Source organism: bacterium (assembly GCA_030646995.1).
Classification (GTDB): domain Bacteria; phylum Patescibacteriota; class Minisyncoccia; order UBA6257; family WO2-44-18; genus JAUSKF01.
The window spans coordinates 1-19,367 of record JAUSKF010000001.1 but is presented as its reverse complement, the minus strand read 5'-3'; the positions used below and the strand labels follow the sequence as shown (position 1 = coordinate 19,367).

The following is a 19,367-nucleotide window of genomic DNA, read 5'->3' as shown; positions in this document are numbered from 1 at the left end:
GATAAAAAAAGTTTATGAAAAACATTAAACCGGAAGATTTTAAAAATAAATACAGGAAGGAGTGGCAGGGAGTGGTTTGGGAAAATTTCTTAGAACAATTCTCCGACTTTAAGTTCCGAAATGCCGTTAACTCACTTTTTAGCGTTTACGAAAAACAAATAATCATAAATAGATTGGCCGCCGCGTTGCTTATTAGACAGGGCGCATCGACCCGGGAGATCGAGCGTTCTTTGTGGTTATCTCGTACTACAATAGGTGCCCTAAGAAAGAGTTTATTTAACAAGAGCGTCGACTATGGAAGTCCAAGGTCTTCGAAGAGGCCAGCGAAGAACAAAGGGAATATTTTGGATAGGAGTCTTGTTTCTCAATGGTCGGTTGGTTTTTTAGATGGCATTGATTTGCTGGAGTTGTTGAAAAATCCCCCGCGCCCCACTGGTCTTGGGGTAACTAAGCAATCGGATGTCTAACGCGTTGGACACACTTTAGAAATGAATAAAAATAGAGGATAAAGAATTTGGTGATGAATAAAACGAATAATTTGTTTATGAAAAAAGTGGTGTATGTGACATTCCTGATATTAGTGGCAGGGAATATTTTTGTGGCACGGGGGATTTTCGCGGAAATGAGGCCGAAAAATCTGGCGTTGTATTTTTTGGATGTGGGGCAAGGGGATGGGGAGCTGATAGATTTCGGCGATGTGCAAATTTTAGTAGACGGTGGAAAGGATCCGAAGGTTTTGAGTGAGTTGGGCAGGGTACTTACTCCGACCGATCGCTATATTGATTTAGTGATAGCCACCCATCCCGATTTAGACCATTTTGGGGGTCTGATTGATGTGCTGAAGACTTACGAAGTCGGAGCGGTAATTACTACGGGGCGGAGAGGTGTGGCGGATGCTTATTCGGATTTTGAAAGAGTGATTGTGGAAAAGAAAATTCCGGAGATAAAAGTGTTTGCCGGAGATGAAATAAAATTTGAAGACGCGGTAATTAAAATCCTTTGGCCCACGGCAATCGCGGCGCAGGGGAAGAAGGTGAATGAATCGGGGATAGTGTTTATGCTGGAAAAGGACGGCCCGCCAGGGCGGGCAGGCCTGCGGGCGCTTTATACCGCAGATATCGGCTTTGAGACGGAGGAGATATTGGCGAGAAAATATGATTTAGATGCGCATATTTTGAAAGTTGGGCATCACGGTTCCAGATTTTCCAGTGAAGCGGATTTTTTGAAAGAGGTAAGTCCGGCGGTTTCGGTGATTGAAGTCGGCAAGAACAGCTATGGCCACCCTACGCCCTCGGCTCTGGGTCGTTTAGCTTCAGTGGGTTCGCAAATATTTCGTACCGACCAAAGCGGCACGGTAAAAGTGATTTTTGACGGCGACCGATTAAAAATATACGATTAACTTAGTTCAATTCAGGAGGCTCATATGACTTGGCAGCCCGAGCCGGAATTTCTCGAGTTCCTTGATGAAATGGAGGCATTGGTCGGAGATAAGATACCGCAGGAAGTTTGGGTGATGATCAAGGAAATCCGAACCGGAAGTAAGCTTGGAAAGATATTTTATGACAAGGCGATGAACGATAAGCAGTTTCGAGGAATGTATGAAGAGTGGAAACAGCTCCGATAAGGAAACGAAAGCCCCGATTTAAAGTTTGGGGCTTTTTTAATTCCGAAAAACTTGGCAATATTTTGGTGCTGTATAAGATGATATCTTCTCTAAATTAATAAGAGCAATTTTATTTCAAATCCAAGACGCGAGGGCGTAGAAATAGACTCTATTTCAAGCCCGAGCAACAAAGGAGTTGAATAAAATTGCCTTACCCTCCGGGAGCATAAATTATTGAGCATATACTTTGTCGCTCTTCCTAGGCGTAGAGTCTACGCCTTCGTCGTCGCTTCTTGTACCTGACTCAAAATTTATGCTTTAATTAGGGAAAATATCATTTTATACAGCACAAATGCGAACTCTAATTGCCGACATAGTAAACAAAGAAGGACAAGAGGTGGAGTTGATGGGTTGGGTGGCTATCCGCCGCGACCATGGGAAAATTATGTTTATCGATTTGCGAGACCGTTCCGGTATTGCGCAGGTGGTGTTTTTGCCGAAACCAAAAGAATTGTCCGATGTGGCGGTGACTTTGCGCTCGGAGTGGGTAGTGAAAATCACCGGAATGGTAAACAAGCGGCCGGAGAATATGGTGAATCCTGCAATCGCCACAGGAAAAGTAGAAATTTTAGCTACCAAGCTGGAGGTTCTCAATGAGGCCAACACGCCGCCGATTGATGTGACTAGCGATGGGAAAGAGATTGGCGAGGAAGTGAGAATGAAATACCGATATGTGGATTTGCGCCGAGACCGGATGCAGAAAAATATCCGCAATCGCCATGAGATGATTCGCTTTTTCCGTGATTATCTTTCCAATGAGAATTTTTTGGAAATCGAAACCCCCGTTCTTTCGAAAACTACTCCCGAGGGCGCTCGTGATTATCTGGTGCCATCCCGTTTGTATCCCGGAAAGTTTTACGCGCTTCCGCAATCGCCCCAGCAATACAAGCAGTTGTTGATGGTTTCCGGTTTTGAGCGTTATTTCCAGATAGCGCGCTGTTTCCGAGATGAAGATACCCGAGGCGACCGCCAGCCGGAGTTTACTCAAATGGACTTGGAGATGAGTTTTGTGGAGCGAGAAGATGTGATGAATGTGATTGAAAAGATGGTGACGGAGATGGTGGCAAAAAACTATCCGCACAAGAAAATTCAGGAATCTCCGTTTCCGAGGATGAGTTATGCCGATGCGATTAAAAATTACGGTAGTGACAGGCCGGATGTCCGGAAAGACAATCCGCCAACTGGCGGAGACCCGAATCTGCTCGCGTTTTGTTGGGTGGTAGACTTTCCATTTTTTGAAAAGACCGAGAAGGGCGGATGGACCTTCACGCACAATCCTTTTTCCGCGCCGAAGCCGGAGTATATGGAGTCGTTGATGAAAAAAGAAAATCTCGGTGAGATTTTGACTACACAATACGACATCGTGCTCAACGGATTTGAAATCGGCGGCGGGAGTATCCGAAATCATCGTCCGGAAGCGTTGAAAAAAGTTTTTGAAGTGATGGGATTTGAGGAACAGAGGATTCTCGGCAATTTTGGGCACATGATTGACGCTTTGGGCAGTGGCGCTCCGCCACATGGCGGAATCGCTTTGGGTTTGGATAGGGTATCTATGCTTTTAGAAAACGAACCGAGCATTCGCGAAGTAATTGCCTTTCCGAAATCGGGCGACGCCCGCGATTTGATGATGGATGCCCCGAGCGATGTCGAAGATGAACAGCTCAAAGAATTGCATTTGAAGGTTGACGTGAAAGAAAAGAAGCAGTAATATCTTTTAAGTTTCTTCGAAAGGAGGGCGGAATGATTCGCGGCAAAGATGATTCCACCACGATTGTGATCTCCGTTGGAGGGAGTTTGATCTATCCTGATCAAAAAAATGGATTAAGCGAGCAATTTCTTTCCAATCTCAATGAGTTCGTTCGTCGACGACTCGGCGAGAACCCGGATCTGCGACTTGTCCTGGTTGCTGGTGGCGGCGCTCTCGCCCGACATTTTCAGGAGGTCGTGAGCCGGGTTCTTGGCCACAACTTGAGCAATGACAACAAAGACTGGCTTGGCATCAACGCCACACGGTTGAATGCGCAGGCCCTGCGAGCGATCTTTGAAGACGTCGCCGAGCCACGCCTGATCAAGCACTATGAGATTATTTTGGACACTGAAAAACAGGTGGCGATTGCGGCCGGTTGGAAGCCGGGTTGGTCCACCGATTACTGCGCGGTGCGTGCCGCGAGGCAATACGGCGCCCAATCGGTGATCAATCTTTCCAACATCGTTCAGCTGTGCGACAAGGATCCGAAGAAGTTCCCGGACGCTAAGCCGATCTCCTCGATTTCATGGAAGAAGTTCCGGCTGATGGTCGGGAGTGTCTGGATTCCCGGGATGAATGTCCCGTTTGATCCGATTGCCGCCAAGGAGGCCGAGCGGTTGAAGAAAACGGTGGTGATCATGAAGGGCGACAACTTCGCCAATTTGGACGCCTACCTGGATTACAAGGACTTCGTCGGCACAGTGATCTCATAAGAGCTTCCCGCCCGTAAGGGCGGTTTTATTTTGCTCGAGATTCTGATAGTATAAGTTCAATAAAAGATATGGAACTCAAAAAAGAAAGAACTTTCGTGGCAATCAAGCCGGATGGCATCCAGCGAAGCTTGATGGGGGAGATTATCAGCCGGTTTGAACGAGCCGGTTTGAAATTAGTAGCGCTGAAAATGGCGCTCGCAACCCCGGAAATGATAGAGAAGCATTACACCGTTGACCCGAATTGGCGCGTGGTTACCGGCCAGAAAACTATTGAGGCTTATAAAAAACAGGGCAAGACTCCGCCCTCCGAAGATCCTTTGAAAATTACCGAGGTCATTTTAGGCAATCTGAAAAGGTATATGTCCTCCGGTCCGGTGATTGCGATGGTTTGGGAGGGCGTGCATTCCGTTGGTATTGTAAGAAAATTGATCGGTGGCACTGAACCGCTGACTTCTGACGTTGGAACCATCCGCGGAGATTTTACTATCGATTCCTATGTTCTTTCTGATACCGACGGCCGCTCCGTTCGCAACTTGGTGCACGCTTCCGGAAGCACTTCCGATGCTGAGAAAGAGATTGAACTGTGGTTCAAAAAAGATGAATTGGTTAACTATCGCTTGATTCAAGAGGCGATTATCTACGACGTGAATTTAGACGGGATCCTAGAGTAATAAAATCCGCCCTTCGGGGCGGTTTTGTTATTTATCGGCTTCTTTCTCACACTTTTCGCAGAGGGTTTTGATGAGGTAGCCTCGGTTGAGGCTGACTCCATGTCCGGATTGGCCGCATCGTTCGCAAATCAGAAAACTTTTTTCTACAGCGTCACCAATCAGGGCGTATACATCATCCTTTTTTTCTTCCGAAATCGTGCTGTCTAACGGATAGAATCTCAATCCACGGAGTTTTTCTTTTACTTGGGAGATTTTGAAGTCCGGCCCGAGCTGTAAATTTGCCAGCTTTTCGCAGAGAGCGCTCAAAAGGCCAAACCATCCTTCATCACATTGAAACACCGCAACTTCCGAGAGGAATGGGTATTTTGCGTAAAGCTCATCATACTTCGAGGCCGGTCGGGGCATTTGACTCTCCGTTTTTTAATTTGCTGAATAGATTATAACAAAAAACTGCCTCTTGAGGCAGTTTTATTTTAAGTAATAAGATTCGTCGTCGGTGCAGAGGGGAATGTAGAATCCTTTTTTGCTGTGGCTATTAGAGAAGGGTCTCGCAACCCGCACGATTTTTCGGAGGTCACATGGAATGATGTGGCCGAACTTTTCATGAACAGCGAGCGGGAGGGCCTGATTTTTCCCGGCAACCTTGCGCACTAGCGCCTCGGCTTCAGTTTGAGTAATGGGTGGCTTGATTACTTCTTTGGCCATAGGCATGGTTGCCTCGTCATCATAACCGAAATATTCAGGCACGATTTTGTGAAATTCCGGGTCCCCATCTCCCCAGTTCCAGCTTATTAGCACCAAAAACGGGTTCGTATTTGCGGGAATACCATCGTCCATTGGTTGCATCCTCGAAGAGCTGAAGATATTGTATGGTCGGGTTATGCACCCGTCAAGGGCTCACTCGGCCTATCTACTTCAAGGATCTCGGGAAGCAACCTTTTCGGAAACAGAATGACTTTTCTCCTGCGGAAAAGTCTTCTTCTCTCTCGGCGGTTGTTCGTTCGTAGAATAATAACGAACGAACCAAGCCCAACCGCCTCCGAGATGTTCCTTAAAGGTTATTTCCCACGATTTACCTTGAAGTAGAACCTTCGTTCGCTTTATAAAGTGTGGTATACTAAAGGTATCCCGCAATTAGATTCCGGATCAAATAGTTTACAAAGGGTGAGGCAAATTTCCCTCTGCCGTGGCAGAACGGATGAGCCAGCCCACTTAAATACTTAAACCGGGGATCTGATGGCGGGATTTTGGTTTTAGGCTAAATAGTTATACTATACGGGTACTTATAAATGACTGAAAACATCCGAAATTTCGTGATTACCGCTCACATCGACCACGGCAAATCTACCTTAGCTGACCGGCTTTTGGAGGTGACCGGAACGGTAGCAAAAAGGCTGATGCAGGCGCAGTATTTGGATTCCATGGACTTGGAGCGCGAGCGTGGTATTACGATTAAAATGGCTCCGGTTCGGATGAATTATCTATTAGACGGAAAGCAGTATGTTTTGAATTTAATCGACACTCCCGGTCATTCCGATTTTGCCTATGAAGTTTCCCGTGCTCTGACTGCAGTAGAGGGAGCGGTGCTATTGGTTGACGCAACACAGGGGATTCAGGCGCAAACTCTGGCAAATTATGAGAATGCGAAGCGGGCGAATTTAAAAATTATCGGAGCGGTAAATAAGGTGGACGTGGCAGAGCAAGAGCAAGTGCAGAATGCGATTTTAGATTTGGCGGAATTGATTGGCGTTGGCGCCGAAGAAATTTTGAAGGTTTCCGGAAAGACAGGCGAGGGAGTAGAGCAACTTTTGGAAGCCGTGGTCAGGTTAGTTCCTCCTCCGCGCAAATCAGAGATTCCGGTCGGCCGGGCTTTGGTTTTTGATTCTCTATACGACGAGCACAAAGGAGTAGTGGCTTTCATCCGGGTTTTTGACGGCAGTTTTCAGGGCAATCAAGATATCCGTCTAATCGCCACCAATACTACTGCTAAAGCCAAAGAAATCGGATATTTCACTCCAAAAATGAAGCCGTCCGGTATTTTAGAGACAGGAGAGACGGGCTATATCGCAACCGGCATCAAGGATCCGGGGAAATTGAAGATTGGTGATACTTTAGTTGGCGGCGATGCCTCTCCGTTAGTCGGCTATACAGAGCCGAAGCCAGTGGTTTTCGTGTCATTTTATCCGGAGGAAGGGGATAAATATGATGAACTGAAGCAGGCACTTGGAAAGTTGAGGCTGACCGATGCCGCCCTGACTTTTGAGGCGGACTCCAGCGAATTTTTAGGCAGAGGATTCAAGGGCGGATTTTTAGGCAAACTCCATTTTGAAATTACATCCGAGCGGCTGGAAAGAGAATTTAAAATTCCCACCGTGCACAGCTTTCCGTCGGTGGCCTACAAGGTGGACGGAAGATTAATCACTAATCCGAAAGATTTCCCCAATGATTACGGCGCAGCCGAAGAGCCGATGACTAAAATAGAGATAGTCACGCCGCCGCAGTATTTGGGGGCAGTTATGCAACTAAAAGAGGTCTATCGGATTACCAATATCACCACCGAAACTTTGAAGAATAAAATGTTGGTGCGCGCCAGTTTGCCGCTGTCTGACTTAATTCGCGATTTAGATGATCAATTGAAGTCAGTTTCTCATGGTTTTGCGTCCTTTTATTATGAATTGGCGGGTTATGAAAAATCGGAAGTGGCTAAATTGGAAATTGCCGTGGCGGAGCGGGTTGTGCCGGGATTAACAAGGATTTTACCGAAGAAAGATTTGGAAAAAGAATCCCGCTCGACAGTGGAAAAACTGAAAGAGCTTTTGCCTAAGCAGCAATTTTCTCAATCCTTGCAGGCGATTTCTGCCGGCCGGATTATCGCGCGCGAAACTATTTCTGCAATTAAAAAGGATCTTGGAAATTTTGGAAAAAACGGAGGTGATATAACCCGCAAAATGAAGCTTTGGAAAAAGCAGGATCGGGGCAAAGAGAGGCTGAAGGAAAGAGGGGAGAGCTCGCAAATTAAAATCTCCGCCAACGTTTTTAAGGAATTGTTGAAAAAGTAGCTCGGCGGTAGAATGAAGTCAGATGAAGATAGGCGTGTTTTTAGCCTCAATATTAATAGCGGTTTTTCTGAGTATCCAGCTTTTTAATTTCTACAAAGGAAACTCTATTTTGAGCTTAAAGTTGGAGGAGGCGGTCGCTGAATCGGACAGGCTAGGCAGAGAGAGTATGCAGCTAAAAGCTGATTTGGAATACTTTTCGGAACCGGAGAATCTAGCTAAAGAACTACGGGCGAAGTTTGATTATAAGAAGCCGGGCGAAAAGCTGATAAAAATCCAATAATGAGCCTAGAGAAATATTTCACAACTTTTTTGTTAATTCTCTTCGTAGGCTTAGGCGCCTATTACATGGTGCATTTTGGTTACTATCCGGTGGCTATTGTGAATAGCTCATTAGTAACCGCTAACCGGTTTGAGACGGAGTATGCGGTCGCTTATCATTATTATTTGCGGGCATTGGGGAGTAATAAAGACTCTGATCCGCGAAGCCGAGGTTTCAAAAGAGAGTTACGGAGGGCAGTCTTAGAAGACTTGGTTGACCAGTCGTTAATTAAAAATGACTTGGTGTTTCGGGTTGGGAAAGATCTTCCGGAAATTGTAGAAAATAAAATTATGACCGCGCAGAAGATTGACCTGAAAACTATTGAGGAAACTGCCAAAATGCTTTACGGTTTAAGCCTGGCCGATTTCAAATCTTTGGTTTTGGTGCCTCAAGCGCAGAAAGAAATTTTGCAGGGACGGTTATTTTTAGAGAAAAAAGATTATGAAAAGTGGTTGCAGGAAGCTAAGAAAAACGCTAAAGTCTTTATCGTTACGCCGGAATTTTATTGGCAGGATATGGGCGTGAAATTGCGGGATTAGCGCGAGGTTAGTACAGTGGCAGTACATATCCTTCCCAAGGATAAAATGCGGGTTCGATTCCCGTACCTCGCTCCAAGATTAGACTTATGCACAGGGGACTACATTAGTAATTTGTCGATGGGGGGGGGTAAACTATAAGGAAGAGATTAGGCTGATTTACTACTTCTTATGGTCGAGCTAGTTAAACTAGTTCAAGGAAAAGTAAATAGAGTAATATAATATCTGATTTTCAAACGAGATAATAAATTAAAAACCTTAACATAAAAAATATAATACATGACCCAAAAGTTTACTAAAAGTTCAATCATAGCCGCATCAGTAGTTTCTTCTCTGCTTGGTCTTACTGGATTGTTTATGGCGTCTGCGGCAGGCCCTGCGCCAGTCGATCTTTTGACGGCGGGAAATTTCGTGATTCTGTCAAAAACAGGGATTACTAATATCCCCACATCTGCCATTACCGGAAATTTGGGAACCAGCCCAATTACTGGCGCATCTATCACCGGATTAGGCTGCCCGGAAGTGACCGGGACTATTTACACAGTTGATGCCGCTGGCCCTGCGTGCAGAGTAGTCAGTCCGACTTCTTTGACTACGGCTGTGAGTGATATGGAAGCCGCATATACCAACGCCGCCGGAAGAACTGGTCCAACCGCGACTGAATTAGGCGCTGGGAATATCGGTGGCTTAACCATCGCCCCAGGACTCTATAAATGGAGCACCAATGTTACGATTCCGACTAACGTTACTCTTTCCGGTAGCGCGAGTGATGTTTGGATATTCCAAATCTCCGGTGATCTCACCATCGCCTCTGCTCAGCAGGTAGTCCTCGCCGGCGGTGCCCTAGCTTCGAATGTCTTCTGGCAGGTTGGCGGTCCTACTGGTGCAACTCTGGGAACGACTTCTACATTCAAGGGAACTATATTGAGCGCAAAGCAGGTCATTATGCAAACTGGCGCAGTATTGAATGGTAGGGCGTTAGCACAAACCCAAGTTACAATGGATGGTAATACTGTTTCGGTTCCGGTTGCCCCAGCGCCAGCCCCGGCCCCAACTCCGACACCTGCTCCGACCCCAACCCCAGCTCCGACACCAACACCTGCTCCGACCCCAACCCCAACGCCAACTCCCGCACCGACACCCGCGCCAACTCCAGTGGTAGCCCCTGTGGTGGCTCCGGCTCCAGCCCCTGTAGTAGCTCCAGTTCCGACACCTAGCCTTCCGAATGCCGGAATTCCCCCTGAAGAGAGTGACGCCCTTTGGAATACTTTTATGCTGATGGGAGCCTTAATGTTAGTTTCGACATCACTTGTCGTAGTTCTTAAAAAACGCGCGATTTAGTAAGGGTGCTTTTCGGGATTAACGAAACGTGTTTGGTTTAGATACAGGAAATACCCCGGCTTAGCGGGGTATTTCCTGTATGAATTCTTCGAAATATATGAAATCGGAAATTTTATCAGGACGTTCGATTTTAGTGGGAATTCTTACCGGGCTCGTTCTTTCTCCGGCGCTTATTTTTTATTTTCTCCAACAGAGCCCCGGCCTGCCGGTTGGTATGCAGAATCAGGGAGGCTCGGCATTACTTATTGAAAATTCCGCCGCTGTCTCGGAGCAAGAGCAGGCGGGGTTGCCGATGCGCCTCAAGATTCCCAGGATCAATATTGATACTTTTGTTGAGCACGTAGGCGTTACACCTGACGGAGCTATGGATGTGCCAAAGGAACTCGCTAACGCAGGCTGGTTTAATTTAGGGCCACGTCCTGGAGATATTGGTAGCGCTGTTCTAGCTGGACACTATGGATGGAAGAATGGGAAGGCATCGGTGTTTGATAAGTTATATAAATTGCGTAAAGGAGATAAATTATACATAGAAGACGACAAAGGGGAGATTATTACTTTTGTGGTGCGTGAAAGCCGAAGATACGATCCGAAGGCGGACGCTTCTGGTGTATTTAACTCAAGTGACGGGAAGGCGCATCTTAATTTAATTACTTGCGAAGGAGACTGGAATAAGGACCAGAAAAGTTATTCTGCTCGGCTAGTCGTATTTACCGACAAAGAATAAGCATAAGCAGTCCTGTTTGAAAGGGATTTTTATTACCCAGCTTTGTTGAGTTTAATTGCGTTAGTGGTTTGAACCCACCTTGAGTGCGATTGAAAAACAAGCCAAAATCTGTTAAAATAAGCGGGATGCCGAATTAGTTCAGTGGCAGAACACTACTTTCGTAAAGTAGAGACGTGAGTTCGATTCTCACCTTCGGCTCACGAGTCTGACTCGCTTGCGAGACAGACGAGTGCCAAGTCAGACTTGGCCTTTATCTATAGAAATATAATCAAAACGAAGTTTGACTTCGTACAACCATGGAACGTTATTACGTATATACATTGCTATCTTTGTTGGATAAGAAATTTTATACCGGCTTCACTACGAATCTAAAACAAAGATTACAGCAACACGCTCGGGGCGAGGTTCAATCCACAAAGAATCGGCGGCCATTTAAACTTATTCATTACGAATACTTTGTAGAAAAAGCAGATGCCGAGGCGAGAGAAAAGTTTCTTAAAAGCGGATTTGGTAGAAAGCAGATGAGGTTAGCATTGAAAAAAACATTGGAGAAGTTAGGCATCGAATAACAGACCAGTATGGAGCTGTTTTTTTAGCTAGCCCGTCTTTATGTGCCGCAAAATTTGTGTTTCAATTAGTAAATATTATGTCTTTTAAACCTCTAACGGGAAAATATGACCAAGGCCCATTACATCTAACCGTTCATGCCGGAGTGGGTGGCGAAGACGCGAAAGATTGGGCGAATATGTTGATGAAAATGTACATCAAATATGCCGTCAAGCGCGGGTGGAGAGTTTCTGTTACCGACGATAACGCGATTGAAATCAAAGGAGATTTTGTTTATGGAACTTTAAAGAATGAAATGGGCGTGCATCGCTTGGTGCGCATTTCGCCGTTTTCTTCAAAGCAACTACGCCACACCTCTTTCGCTTTAGTGGAAATTGTGCCGATTTTTCCCGATTTGGAGCATAAAAATTTAACAATTCCTCCGGAAGATTTGAAAGTAGAATTTTCGCGTTCCAGTGGCCCGGGTGGGCAGAATGTCAATAAAAGAGAAACTGCGGTGCGCATTGTTCATTTGCCTACAGGCTTGAGTGCCGGCTCCCAGCAGGAACGCTCCCAGCTGCAAAATAAAGAGAAGGCGATGGCGCTTTTAAAATCTAAATTGATGGCGTTAATGGTGTCCCAGCAGATGCAAAAACTTTCGGATTTACGCGTAAAAGTGAAACCGGAGTGGGGGAGTCAGATTCGCTCATATGTTCTCAATCCTTATAAAAAAGTAAAAGATCATCGCACAGATGTTGAATCTCATCAACCTGATAAAGTGCTGGAAGGCGACCTGGATAAATTTATCGAAGCCGAGTTAGAATTGAAGTAGACACATGATTGCATTTCACAATGTTTCTATGTCCTACAACGACCAAAAGGTTTTGGAGGATATTAGCTTTAAAATTTCTCCCGGAGAGCTGGTTTCTATTGTAGGAAAATCCGGCGCCGGGAAGTCCACGATTATTAAGCTTCTCATCGGCGAGGAGAGGCCGGCAAAAGGCAGGGTAATTTTTGGTTCTTATGAGGTAAATAAGCTCAAGCCAAGTGAGTTGCCGCCGTTACGCCGTAAAGTGGGGATTGTTTTTCAGGATTTTAAACTTTTGCCTACAAAAACTGCCGGGGAAAATGTGGCCTTTGCTCTAGAGGTTGAAGGGCGTGACCAGGCGGAAATTGATGAATTAGTTCCTCAAATGTTGGATTTGGTTGGCCTAGCCGACAAGCAGGATCATTTTCCGCACGAACTTTCCGGCGGGATGAAGCAACGAGTCGCGATTGCCCGAGCCATGATTCATAATCCGTCGGTCATTATTGCCGACGAGCCGACGGGCAATTTAGATCACGGCAATGCCGAAGAGATCGTCAACTTACTTATGAAAATTAACGAGTTGGGTACGACCCTGATTTTGGCCACCCACAGCCGCGATATCATCAACAAAGTTAAAAGACGGGTGCTCACGCTGGATAATGGTAAAATTATAAAAGACGACCCGCACGGTAATTATATTTTGTAATGGCTACAACTTTTTTCAGGATAATAAAATTCGGTCTGCAGAATTTTTCCCGCAATGGGCTTCTTTCGGCTACCACGGTGGCAATTCTGGTGTTGGCCTTGCTGGTATTCAATGGTTTGATAACTTTTGGAATTATCTCTAATTCCGCGATTGCTTCCCTGCAGGACAAAATAGACATCAGCGTTTATTTTACTGCTTCGGCTAACGAGGACTCGATGTTGTCTTTGCAGAGGGCCCTAGAATCTCTCACTGAAGTTAAATCGGTGGAATATATTTCTCAGGATAAAGCGCTGACGATATTTAAAGATAGGCATAAAGGCGACGATACGATTTCCGCTGCGCTTAATGAGCTTCAAATAAATCCATTACTCGCATCGTTGAATATCAAAGCCAAGAGCGCCAGTAATTATCCGACTATTGCTGAATATTTGGAATCTGAAAAGTTGGCCGGCGTGGTGGATAAGGTGACTTACGGAGAGAATCGTACCGCCATTGATCGCTTAGCTAGGATTATAGATACCCTGCAAAACACGGGTTTTGCCGCCACTTTTTTCTTGGCGGCGATGGCTATTCTGGTTACTTTCAACACAATTCGCTTAGCTATTTATTCCAATCGCGAAGAGTTGGGGATTATGCGTCTGGTGGGGGCTTCCAATAAATTTATTAATGGCCCGTATATCGTTGCCGGAGTTATCTATGGATTTCTGGGTGGAGTAATCAGTTTGGCGATAGCGGCACCGATCGTGGTGATGGCTTCGCCGTATGTAAGTGTTTTTATACCCGAGTTATCGTTGTCGGCCTATTTGCTCTCCCATTTACCGCAATTGGTATTTTATAATTTGGCTTTCGGTATTGGCTTAGGCTCAATTTCGGCGGCAGTTGCCGCGCGGAGATATTTGAAGCTTTAGTGGACAATGGGGGTTGATTTTGGCATTATCTGGTAAGCAATCATTCCATTTGGGGAGATACTTTTGACTGCAAAAGTAGACATTGCGGTGATTGGCGCGGGCGTAGTTGGCTGCGCGATTGCTCGGCACTTTAAAATAAAACACCCAAATTTTTCTGTGGTGGTTTTTGAGAAAGCCGAAGGGGTTGGGTTGGAGACCAGTCGTCTGAATAGTGGAGTTATCCATTCTGGAATCCACGAAAACCCAGATTTTCTTAAGTCAAAACTAGCCCTGATCGGAAGTAAGATGGCGGTAGAGTTTGCTGCCGATAATGATGTTCCGATAATCAACTGCGGAATGCTGGTCGTGGCTGGCCACAAGTCTTTGATTGGTGGAATGTTGAAAGAATGGAGGTCATTTGTGCGCCTAGTTAGTAAGGCCAAAGCCAAGGGGATTAATTATCGATTCGTTTGGGGCAGGCGGGGAATCCGCAAATTGGAGCCGCGAGTGCAGGCGCTGGGAGGGGTTTTTATGCCGGATGTCTGCGTAGTTGATCCCTATGATTTTACGAAGAAGCTTTTTGCGGATGCTTGGGGGAGAGGGGTGCATTTCCAGTTTGGAAATCCGGTTGAGAAAATCGAGCGCTTGGAAGATTGTTGGCAGCTTGGCGGAGCTGTTGCTTCGTGCAGGGCGAAAATTGTGATTAATGCGGCGGGTTTGTATGCCGACGACGTCGCAGAAATGGCCGGATTTACCGGATACAAGATTCATCCTTGGCGTGGCGAATACTATGAGGTGATGGGAGAAAAAGCGAAGTGGATTAATCGTTTGGTTTATATCGCCACGCCTCCCAAGAGCGCAGGAAAGGGGATTCACTTTGGAGTAAAGCCGGGAGGAAAGTTGTTTCTTGGCCCCAGTGCCAGACTGGTGCCTGCGAAGAATTACTACACCGAAGACCCCACGCCGGTAGAAGTTTTTCTGGATGCGGCGCAAAGGTTTTGCCCCGAGATCCGGAAAGAGGATCTGCGCTGGTCGCATTCCGGAATTCGTCCGCGTTTGACTGTCGGCGAGCAGGAGGCAGACTTCATCATCAAGCTGGATAGCGATTCTCCGCCATTCGTAAATTTGATTGGCATTGAGTCTCCGGGATTTACTTCCGGAATGGCAATCGCGGAATATGTGGAAAATCTTGTCAGAGATAATTTCTAGACCCTCGGAAACGGGGGATTTTTTATTTGCCAAAACCCGTTTTTTGTTATAAATTCTTGGAAGAAAGAATGCGGGATCGTCTAATGGTAGGACGTCGCTCTCTGAAAGCGAAAATTTTGGTTCGATTCCAAGTCCCGCAGCAAAAATGAAACATGCCCCTTGCGGGCATTTTTCGCTCCTTGGAGTCGGACCAGCCGCACCCCGTGTTGGAAGGCACTCGGAAACCAGAAGGTGTCCGAGACGGGGGTCGGGGTGCGGCGAAAGTGTTCGAGGTTGAGCTTGGCCGCCTGTGGAGGCCGTAGCGAAACCCTTGTTCCAAGTCCCGCAGCAATTTGACGTTTGTCATGTCGTAGGTTATAATCTCTATTAATGTCTAGCAAGAGCGGTAAAATAATTGCGGCCGTTGGCGTAGTTGTCGTTTTGGGCGTGCTTTTTGCCCTGCCGAAGATGACCGACCCAACCAGAGCCACTGCTTCTCTGTGGCAGCAGGCCGGGTTGGATTGTCTGAATAACGGCCACACTGGCGTCGGCCTTCATTTCCATCCCAATTTAAGAATTCTAGTTGAGGGCGTCGAAGAGGGTATCCCCGCTAACGTTGGAGTTTTGAAGAGCTGCATGGGAGAAGTGCACACGCATGATGCCAGCGGGAAAATTCATATTGAATCAGTTAACGGATCGAAGGAGTTTTATCTGAAAGACTTCTTTGTCGTTTTTGATAAGCCACTACAACGCGAAGGTTATAATTTGGTTATGAAGGTTGATGATAAGATTAATTTTGAGTTGGGGGAATTAGTGTTAAGGGATAAGCAAATGATTACGATTGAGTACACAAAAAAATAATGATTGGAGTAATCGCGAATAATGCGAATGAAAGAGGTAATATTGCGAATAAAAAAGTATGAGAAAGGACTTTGAGGCGGATAAGTTCAAGTTCACTAAGGACCTGGAGGGGATTAGTTTGCGTACCTTACAGGAGCACTTCAAACTCTATGAGGGCTATGTAAAAAAGACTAACGAGATTCAGAAAAAAGTTTTGGAAGCGGACAAATCCGAAGCCAATGGGGTCTATAGCTACATCGGAGAATTAAAACGCCAGGAAACCTTCGCGGTCAACGGAATGAAACTTCACGAAGTTTATTTCGCGCATCTTGGCGGTGATGGAGAGCCGAAGGGGGTGTTGGTAAAAATGATCGAGCGCGATTTCGGTTCTTTGGATGCTTGGAAAGAAGAAATGATCGCCACCGGCTTGAGCGCTCGCGGTTGGGCGATTCTAGCTTTTGATTTTAAAGATGATCGTCTACATGTTTATGGTGCCGATGCGCAAAACGTGGGAGCGGTTTGGGGCGCGACGCCGTTAATCGCGATGGATGTTTATGAGCATGCGTATTTTATTGATTACGGAACAAACCGCAAGGAGTATGTCAATGCCTTTTTTAAAAATCTGGATTGGGGGTTCGCAAGTGGACTCGTCTCAAAATACGGCTTAGATAGGCTCTAATCTAAAAAAGATAGGAAGAAATCAAAATCCGCCAAAAAAGGGCGGATTTTGCTATTTTAGCGAGTTTATTTCGATATCAATTTCATAGGTGCGTGAATAATTAATTTTTAAGCTATTTTCCGCCCATCTTATCCACATCTTTAAAATTTTTTGCCAAGTCCGGAATGATAAAATTATATAGTAAGCGAATTAAGGATGGAGATGATAAGAAAAACCGCTTTCAACCTGGCGAAAAAGGGATTTTTTGGCTTATTAACCTTAAGCTTGGTTTTTTCTTCACTTGCATTTCCTCTTCCTATCGCCAAGGCCGTTGCCGGCGTTCCCCGGATTATTGGTTATCAGGGTCGGTTATCCGATTCCGCCGGCACTCTTCTCGGCTCTTCTTCCGGCACCACTTATTATTTCAAATTCTCCATCTATGATGCCTCCACCTCCGGCGCTAAAGTCTGGCCATCTTCCGCTCCGAGTTCTTTTGCCGCTACCGTCACCTCCGGAGTATTTAATGTAAATATCGGTGACACCGACAGCGGCTTTCCTCACCTCCTCGACTACAACTTCTCCGACAACAATAATGTTTACCTCGAGGTAGGAGTTTCTTCCGATGATGTCACTTTCCAAACTCTTGAGCCTCGGCAATTAATTTCCGCCAACGTCTTTGCTCAATACGCTGGAGCGGTTTCCGGAACTAGCACTCCATCTTCATTTGGCACGACTACGCCAATTGATTTTGCTCAAGCCACTTTTGAAGCCACCACCACTACTGCGATTCCGATTGCAATACGTGGCGCTTCTGGTCAAACTGCCAACCTGTTCCAGATTCAGGAAGGAGAGGATGGGCTTTCTAGAGTTGTTGTGGATAGCGGCTTCCGTCTCGGAGTTGGCACCAGTTCCTTGGGAGCCGACCTTGGGTTATTTGGTTTGGGCATTGAAGGCGCCGCCATTATCGGCAACTACCTGAATGTTTCATACATCAATGCTACTTCTACTACCGCCACCTCCACTTTCAAAGGCGGAATAAATCTCGCCAGAGAAGCGGGGAATGTGGGTATCGGCACCAGCTCTCCCTTCGCGTTGTTGAGCGTTGCCGGAAGTGGATTCTTCCGCGGCGGCTTGAGTCTCGGCGTTTCCGCCACCACCACCGACGGCCATCTGCGGGCCACACTGCTTCATTCCGATACCCAAATCGTCGCCAAAGGATTGGTGAGTTGTGATTCCATCGACACCGACGCAGATGGGGTGTTGAAGTGCGGTTCGGATGATTCCGGTTCTAACACCTCCGGCTTCACGGATACCGGAACCGTTGTCCGTCTCCAAACCGCCACCGACAACGTAGAACTGGCTGATCTCTTTGTTCTCGGCTCGGACATCAATATCGGCAACGGCATCACCGCTACCTCCACCTTCTCGGGAAGTTACGGAAAACTCGGTCTCGCCTCCACTACTCCCTGGGGCCAGTTCTCCATTGAAGTCTCCGGCGTTCCAGGTTCCACCACCCCGGTCTTTGTTATCGGCGACTCCGGCACCTCTTCCCCAATCTTCATCGCCAACGTCAATGGCCGGATCGGTATCGCCACCAACACCGTGGATCAATATGGAATCTTGGGTATCGGATTATCGGTAGCGACCAACACATATATCTCCGGAGGCCTGGGAGTGGGGATTGCCACCCAGACTTCCGGAACCATCATCGCCGACTTGAACATCACCGCCGATTCTTTCTATGGCTCCGGTCTCGCCACCTCCTCTTTTGAAGGAGGAATCAACGTCAAAGGACTCGGAGGATTAACCTCGGCTTCCGGCTTAACCATCACCGGCGGGGGAATCCAATCTTCAGGAAAAATCGTCACTACCGACAGCGCCACCTCCTCCATCCCGAACCTGAACGTTGCCACCCTGCTCAACGGTGCCGCTCTGAATCTCTCCGGTCGTTTGGATTCTTCCTTTGCCGGAACTTCCACTTTTGCCGGCGGATTAACCGCCAACTATCTGGACTCCGCCACCCGTCTCCGAATCGCCGAGCTCACCTCTTGCGACACTATTGATACCGACGCTGATGGAGTATTGAAATGCGGCGCCGATGCCGACACCAACACCTCCGGCTTCACGGATACCGGAACCGTTGTCCGCCTCCAAACCGCCACCGACAACGTAGAACTGGCTGATCTCTTTGTTCTCGGCTCGGACATCAATATCGGCAACGGCATCCTCGCTACCTCTACCTTCTCGGGAAGTTACGGCAAACTCGGTCTCGCTTCCACTACCCCCTGGGGTCAGTTCTCCATTGAAGTCTCCGGCGTTCCAGGTTCCACCACCCCGGTCTTTGTCATCGGCGACTCCGGCACCTCTTCCCCAATCTTCATCGCCAACGTCAATGGCCGGATCGGTATCGCCACCAACACCGTGGATCAATATGGAATCTTGGGTATCGGATTATCGGTAGCGACCAACACGTATATCCACGGAGGATTATCTGTCGGAGAAACCCCAACCTCTACTCCCGGTCATCTGGTCGCCACCCTGTTGCACTCGGAAACCCAGATTGTCGCCCGAGGCTTAATTGATTGCGACACTATCAATACCGACGCCGAGGGAGTTCTGAAATGCGGAGCGGACAATGCCGCCGGCACTCCCGCCGGCCTAGACACCCAGGTGCAGTTCAATGCCGCCGCCTCTTTTGGAGCCAACTCCGGTCTGGTCTACGGCTCCACCAACCTGACTATCGGCGGAGACCTCTCCCTGAATGGTTCTGATCTGAATATCGGCAATGGCATCACCGCTACTTCTACCTTCTCGGGAAGTTACGGCAAACTCGGTCTGGGAACGACTTCTCCTTTTGGTCAGTTCGCCATTGAAGTCAGCGCCGTCGCCGGCTCCAACACTCCGGTCTTCTTCATCGGAGACTCCGGAACCAGCTCTCCCTTCCTGGTTGCCAACGTCAAT

At 47.1% G+C, this 19,367-nt stretch carries 21 protein-coding genes and 3 tRNA genes; 22 read left to right on the top strand and 2 right to left on the bottom strand.

Annotated elements, in window-relative coordinates; all coding sequences use genetic code 11:
* Positions 1 to 14 precede the first annotated feature (14 nt).
* The 6 genes from Q7S83_00120 (at position 15) to Q7S83_00095 (ending at position 4,794) form a co-directional block, all read left to right on the top strand.
* Positions 15 to 467 carry a hypothetical protein gene (locus Q7S83_00120; GenBank protein ID MDO8466539.1) on the top strand — a complete coding sequence of 151 codons (453 nt, stop codon included), beginning with the start codon at positions 15 to 17 and terminating at the stop codon, positions 465 to 467.
* A gap of 53 nt (positions 468 to 520) precedes the next feature.
* Positions 521 to 1,399: an MBL fold metallo-hydrolase gene (locus Q7S83_00115; GenBank protein MDO8466538.1), complete on the top strand. Its 879-nt coding sequence runs from the start codon at positions 521 to 523 to the stop codon at positions 1,397 to 1,399.
* A 24-nt stretch (positions 1,400 to 1,423) separates the two neighbouring features.
* Positions 1,424 to 1,624: a hypothetical protein gene (locus tag Q7S83_00110; protein ID MDO8466537.1), complete on the top strand. Its 201-nt coding sequence runs from the start codon at positions 1,424 to 1,426 to the stop codon at positions 1,622 to 1,624.
* A gap of 331 nt (positions 1,625 to 1,955) precedes the next feature.
* Positions 1,956 to 3,371, top strand: coding sequence for an aspartate--tRNA ligase (gene aspS / locus Q7S83_00105; GenBank protein ID MDO8466536.1), 1,416 nt, complete (start codon positions 1,956 to 1,958; stop codon positions 3,369 to 3,371).
* A 32-nt stretch (positions 3,372 to 3,403) separates the two neighbouring features.
* Entirely contained in the window at positions 3,404 to 4,123 is a 720-nt protein-coding gene (locus tag Q7S83_00100) for a UMP kinase (GenBank protein ID MDO8466535.1), read from the top strand.
* Between the two features lie 68 nt (positions 4,124 to 4,191).
* Positions 4,192 to 4,794, top strand: a complete 603-nt coding sequence (locus Q7S83_00095) for a nucleoside-diphosphate kinase (protein ID MDO8466534.1) — start codon at positions 4,192 to 4,194, stop codon at positions 4,792 to 4,794.
* A gap of 27 nt (positions 4,795 to 4,821) precedes the next feature.
* Here Q7S83_00095 and Q7S83_00090 read toward each other — a convergent pair whose 3' ends face one another.
* The gene (locus Q7S83_00090; protein MDO8466533.1) at positions 4,822 to 5,199 is read right to left on the bottom strand and encodes a hypothetical protein; all 378 of its coding nucleotides are present in this window, start codon (positions 5,197 to 5,199) and stop codon (positions 4,822 to 4,824) included.
* 63 nt (positions 5,200 to 5,262) lie between these two features.
* On the bottom strand, positions 5,263 to 5,631 hold the full coding sequence (locus Q7S83_00085) for a hypothetical protein (protein ID MDO8466532.1): 369 nt from the start codon (positions 5,629 to 5,631) through the stop codon (positions 5,263 to 5,265).
* Between the two features lie 452 nt (positions 5,632 to 6,083).
* Between Q7S83_00085 and lepA the strand changes: the two genes are divergently transcribed.
* The 16 genes from lepA to Q7S83_00005 form a co-directional block, all read left to right on the top strand.
* Positions 6,084 to 7,853 carry a translation elongation factor 4 gene (lepA, locus tag Q7S83_00080; protein MDO8466531.1) on the top strand — a complete coding sequence of 590 codons (1,770 nt, stop codon included), beginning with the start codon at positions 6,084 to 6,086 and terminating at the stop codon, positions 7,851 to 7,853.
* Positions 7,854 to 7,875: 22 nt separating this feature from the next.
* Positions 7,876 to 8,133: a hypothetical protein gene (locus Q7S83_00075; protein MDO8466530.1), complete on the top strand. Its 258-nt coding sequence runs from the start codon at positions 7,876 to 7,878 to the stop codon at positions 8,131 to 8,133.
* Positions 8,133 to 8,711 (top strand): SurA N-terminal domain-containing protein, encoded by a 579-nt coding sequence (locus tag Q7S83_00070; protein MDO8466529.1) that lies wholly within the window; start codon positions 8,133 to 8,135, stop codon positions 8,709 to 8,711. The genes Q7S83_00075 and Q7S83_00070 overlap by 1 nt, the downstream gene beginning before the upstream one ends.
* Position 8,712: 1 nt before the next feature.
* Positions 8,713 to 8,786, top strand: a tRNA-Gly gene (locus tag Q7S83_00065).
* A gap of 201 nt (positions 8,787 to 8,987) precedes the next feature.
* Complete coding sequence (locus Q7S83_00060) at positions 8,988 to 10,049, top strand: ice-binding family protein (GenBank protein ID MDO8466528.1); 1,062 nt, start codon at positions 8,988 to 8,990, stop codon at positions 10,047 to 10,049.
* Between the two features lie 97 nt (positions 10,050 to 10,146).
* Positions 10,147 to 10,773, top strand: coding sequence for a class F sortase (locus tag Q7S83_00055; protein ID MDO8466527.1), 627 nt, complete (start codon positions 10,147 to 10,149; stop codon positions 10,771 to 10,773).
* A 127-nt stretch (positions 10,774 to 10,900) separates the two neighbouring features.
* Positions 10,901 to 10,971 (top strand) — tRNA-Thr (locus Q7S83_00050).
* A 98-nt stretch (positions 10,972 to 11,069) separates the two neighbouring features.
* Positions 11,070 to 11,342 (top strand): GIY-YIG nuclease family protein, encoded by a 273-nt coding sequence (locus Q7S83_00045; GenBank protein ID MDO8466526.1) that lies wholly within the window; start codon positions 11,070 to 11,072, stop codon positions 11,340 to 11,342.
* 77 nt (positions 11,343 to 11,419) lie between these two features.
* Entirely contained in the window at positions 11,420 to 12,151 is a 732-nt protein-coding gene (locus Q7S83_00040; GenBank protein MDO8466525.1) for a peptide chain release factor-like protein, read from the top strand.
* Between the two features lie 4 nt (positions 12,152 to 12,155).
* Positions 12,156 to 12,833, top strand: a complete 678-nt coding sequence (gene ftsE, locus Q7S83_00035; GenBank protein ID MDO8466524.1) for a cell division ATP-binding protein FtsE — start codon at positions 12,156 to 12,158, stop codon at positions 12,831 to 12,833.
* Positions 12,833 to 13,741 (top strand): permease-like cell division protein FtsX, encoded by a 909-nt coding sequence (locus Q7S83_00030; protein MDO8466523.1) that lies wholly within the window; start codon positions 12,833 to 12,835, stop codon positions 13,739 to 13,741. The genes ftsE and Q7S83_00030 overlap by 1 nt, the downstream gene beginning before the upstream one ends.
* Positions 13,742 to 13,804: 63 nt before the next feature.
* Positions 13,805 to 14,929, top strand: a complete 1,125-nt coding sequence (locus Q7S83_00025; GenBank protein ID MDO8466522.1) for an FAD-dependent oxidoreductase — start codon at positions 13,805 to 13,807, stop codon at positions 14,927 to 14,929.
* Between the two features lie 69 nt (positions 14,930 to 14,998).
* Positions 14,999 to 15,069: transfer RNA gene (locus Q7S83_00020), tRNA-Gln, on the top strand.
* Between the two features lie 229 nt (positions 15,070 to 15,298).
* Positions 15,299 to 15,769, top strand: a complete 471-nt coding sequence (locus tag Q7S83_00015) for a hypothetical protein (GenBank protein ID MDO8466521.1) — start codon at positions 15,299 to 15,301, stop codon at positions 15,767 to 15,769.
* A 58-nt stretch (positions 15,770 to 15,827) separates the two neighbouring features.
* Positions 15,828 to 16,427, top strand: a complete 600-nt coding sequence (locus Q7S83_00010; protein ID MDO8466520.1) for a Fe-Mn family superoxide dismutase — start codon at positions 15,828 to 15,830, stop codon at positions 16,425 to 16,427.
* A gap of 195 nt (positions 16,428 to 16,622) precedes the next feature.
* On the top strand, positions 16,623 to 19,367 hold a 2,745-nt coding region (locus Q7S83_00005; protein ID MDO8466519.1), incomplete at its 3' end, for a hypothetical protein.